The sequence below is a fragment of the Mesorhizobium sp. M7A.F.Ca.AU.002.02.1.1 genome, assembly GCF_003998535.1.
GTDB classification, from domain to species: Bacteria; Pseudomonadota; Alphaproteobacteria; order Rhizobiales; family Rhizobiaceae; genus Mesorhizobium; species Mesorhizobium ciceri.
The window spans coordinates 1-2,862 of the sequence record NZ_RZPB01000760.1; the positions used below are offsets into that span (position 1 = coordinate 1).

General features: G+C 63.1%; 3 protein-coding genes. All 3 read left to right on the top strand.

Features of this window, described 5'->3' with window-relative positions; translation table 11 throughout:
• Positions 1–145 precede the first annotated feature (145 nt).
• A complete protein-coding gene (locus EN879_RS30795; RefSeq protein WP_063169855.1) occupies positions 146–1,141 on the top strand; it encodes an ABC transporter permease in 996 nt (331 codons plus the stop codon).
• Between the two features lie 14 nt (positions 1,142–1,155).
• Positions 1,156–2,094: a sugar ABC transporter substrate-binding protein gene (locus tag EN879_RS30800; protein ID WP_013528163.1), complete on the top strand. Its 939-nt coding sequence runs from the start codon at positions 1,156–1,158 to the stop codon at positions 2,092–2,094.
• Between the two features lie 241 nt (positions 2,095–2,335).
• Positions 2,336–2,862: LLM class flavin-dependent oxidoreductase (locus EN879_RS30805; RefSeq protein ID WP_127274475.1), on the top strand; the 527-nt coding region annotated here is incomplete at its 3' end.

Sequence of the window (2,862 nt, forward strand, 5' to 3'; positions counted from 1 at the left end):
TTGCCGGCCTCATCTTCGTGCAACTGCTGACCAACGTCATGGTGCTCGACGGTGTGCGCACGCCAATCCAGGGTTTCGTGCTCGGCATCCTGATCGTCGGTGCCGTCGGCATGGATGCGGCGCTGCGCAAGCGGGGCGTGGCGTGATGCGTTTTCTTTCGCTTGTCTCGCAGCATCGCGTCGTCATCATTCTCGGCCTGACGCTCGTCATTTCCGCGCTGTTGGTCCCCGGCTACCTCTCGGCATCGACGCTCGGCCTCGGTCTCGACCGGGCGGCGACGATCGGCCTGATCGCGGTCGGCCTGACGGTGCTTTTGATATCGGGCCAGATCGACCTCTCCGGTGGCGCCGTGTTTGCCCTGGCCGGCATCGTATCGGTCATCCTGCAGCGAGAGATCGGCATCCTGCCTGCCGCGATCGCCGGCATCCTGGTCGGTACCCTGGCAGGCGCCATCAACGGCATGCTGGTCGTCGGCCTGAAGGTGAATTCGCTCGTGCTGACGCTCGCGACGATGCTGATCTTCCGCTCACTCGCGCACTGGATCACCAACAGCCAGCCGGTGACCGGAACCGACATCATGCTCTCCCTGGCGCTGGCCAAGATCTATCTCGATGTCTTCACCCTCCGCAGCGTGCTGTTCATCGCCCTGATCGTGCTGCTGCATTTCTGGCTGACGCGCACCATACCTGGGCGCAACGTCTTTGCGGTGGGGTCCAACCCGGCGGCTGCCAAGGAAAGCGGTATCGCCTCGGACCGTATCGTCTTTCTCGGCTTTGTCTTTGCCGGCACGCTTGCCGGCCTGGCGGGGGTTCTCCAGAGCCTCGTCACCAACACCGGCTCGCCTGTCTTCGGCTCGGAACTGACGGTCGCCGTCATTGCCGCGGTCGTTGTCGGCGGGACTCGTCTCGAAGGCGGCAAGGGATCCGCGCTCGGCACGCTCGGCGGCGTGCTGACGATCGGCTCGCTGACCATCGCGATGGAGTTCCAGTCCGTTCCCGCATACGTCCAGCAGGTCGTGTCCGGGCTTATCCTGATCCTGCTCGTCGTGCTCGATCGGGCCGTTACCACCAAGGGGAGGGCTCCGGGCACGCGCCCGGCGCTCGTTCGCGACAATCCAATCACTCAAGGAGGAACCACATGATTGGGAGGAAACGCATGATTGGCAAGAAAAGCATGCTTCACGTCGCCGCCATGGCGGCTGTGCTGGCATCGACGGGCTGGGCCAGCGCCAAGACGGTCTGCTACGTGACGGCAGCGGATTCGCATGCCTACGCGACGCCGGCCAACAAGGCGCTTCAGGCGCGCGCTGCGGAACTCGGCATCGAGATCCTGAGCCTCAGCCAGGATTTTGATGTCCAGAAAGGCACCGAGCAGCTCAACACCTGCGTTGCGCGCAAGGTCGATGGCATCATCCTGTGGCCGCTCGACCCGCAGGCATACATACCGGGGCTGGCGCGCGCGCAGCAGGCGAACATTCCGGCGATCCTCATCAATTCGCCGATGAGCGACGATGCCAAGCCGTTCATCAAGTCGTTCACCGGGCCTGATGTCTATGAGGAAGGCAAGCTGGCGGCGGACTCGCTGAGCAAGGCGCTGGGCGGCAAGGGCTCCGTCGTCATCATCGCCGGCCAGGCCGGCAACGGCACCACGATCGGCCGCGTCAGCGGATTTACCGACCGTCTCAAGGAAACCAATGCCGAGATCAACGTGCTCGACACGGTCAACGCCGACTTCGACCAGCAAAAGGCGCTGGTGGTGAGCCGCGATCTGATCACACGCTTCGGCGACCAGATCAGCGGTGTCTACGCCAATGACGACACGATGGCCCGCGGCTTCATCGACGCATGGAAAGAGGCGAACCCCTCCAAGGCCGCACCGCCGATCGTCGGCATCAATGGCCAGAAGGATGCGTTCGAATCGATCCGCACCAATGAGATGTACTCGACCATCGTCCAGTCGCCCGTCGAGGATGGCCGCCTGGCGATCAACACGATGGCCGAGATCATCGAGGGCAAGGAGGTCAAGGACCGGCTGCCGATCCCGCTGACAGTCGTCACCAAGGACAACGTCAACGCGGTCGAACCAGCGTTCTGATGCAGGAAGGCCGGCCCGCTGCACTCGGGTCGGCCTCGCCGCCGATTTCTTGGGGAGAGAAATTCTAATAGCGGCAACGGAATTGGAATAAACTAACTCTACAGAGTTTGTGGAATAAGCAATCTGCACTGGCGATCTGGTTTCCACCCGGACAGGACCACGCCATGCCTACCTTTTTGCGCTCGCCGTCAACCAAAGCAGGCATCTCCGGCCGCCTCCGTCAGGCGACGGGAGACAGGCCATGAGCAAGCACATTCCAGACCGTATCAAGGTGCTCTGGTTTCTGCCGACGCATGGCGACAGCCGCTATCTCGGCACGGCCGAGGGCGGCAGATCGGTCGATCTGCCCTATCTGACGCAAGTGGCGAAGGCGGCCGACACGCTCGGCTACTATGGCGTGCTGTTGCCGACCGGCCGCTCGTGCGAGGATTCCTGGGTGATCGCATCGGCTCTTGTGCCGATGACCGAACGCTTGCGTTTCCTTGTCGCTGTGCGGCCCGGTTTGCAGTCGCCGACGCTGGCCGCGCGCATGACTGCGACGCTGGACCGCATCTCCAATGGCCGCCTGCTGATCAACGTCGTCACCGGCGGCGATCCGCTGGAGAACAAGGGCGACGGCATTTTCCTGTCGCATGCCGAACGCTATGAGGTGACGCAGGAGTTCCTGCGCATATACAAGCGGGTGCTGAGCGGCGAGACGGTCGAGCATGACGGCAAGCATTTCCACATCGAGGACGGAAGGCTGCTGTTTCCGCCGGTGCAGACGCC

Bases quoted from the DNA above. Each gene is read 5' to 3' on its own strand.
- EN879_RS30800 (WP_013528163.1), top strand. From the start codon at position 1,156: ATGATTGGCAAGAAAAGCATGCTTCACGTCGCCGCCATGGCGGCTGTG.
- EN879_RS30795 (WP_063169855.1), top strand. From the start codon at position 146: ATGCGTTTTCTTTCGCTTGTCTCGCAGCATCGCGTCGTCATCATTCTC.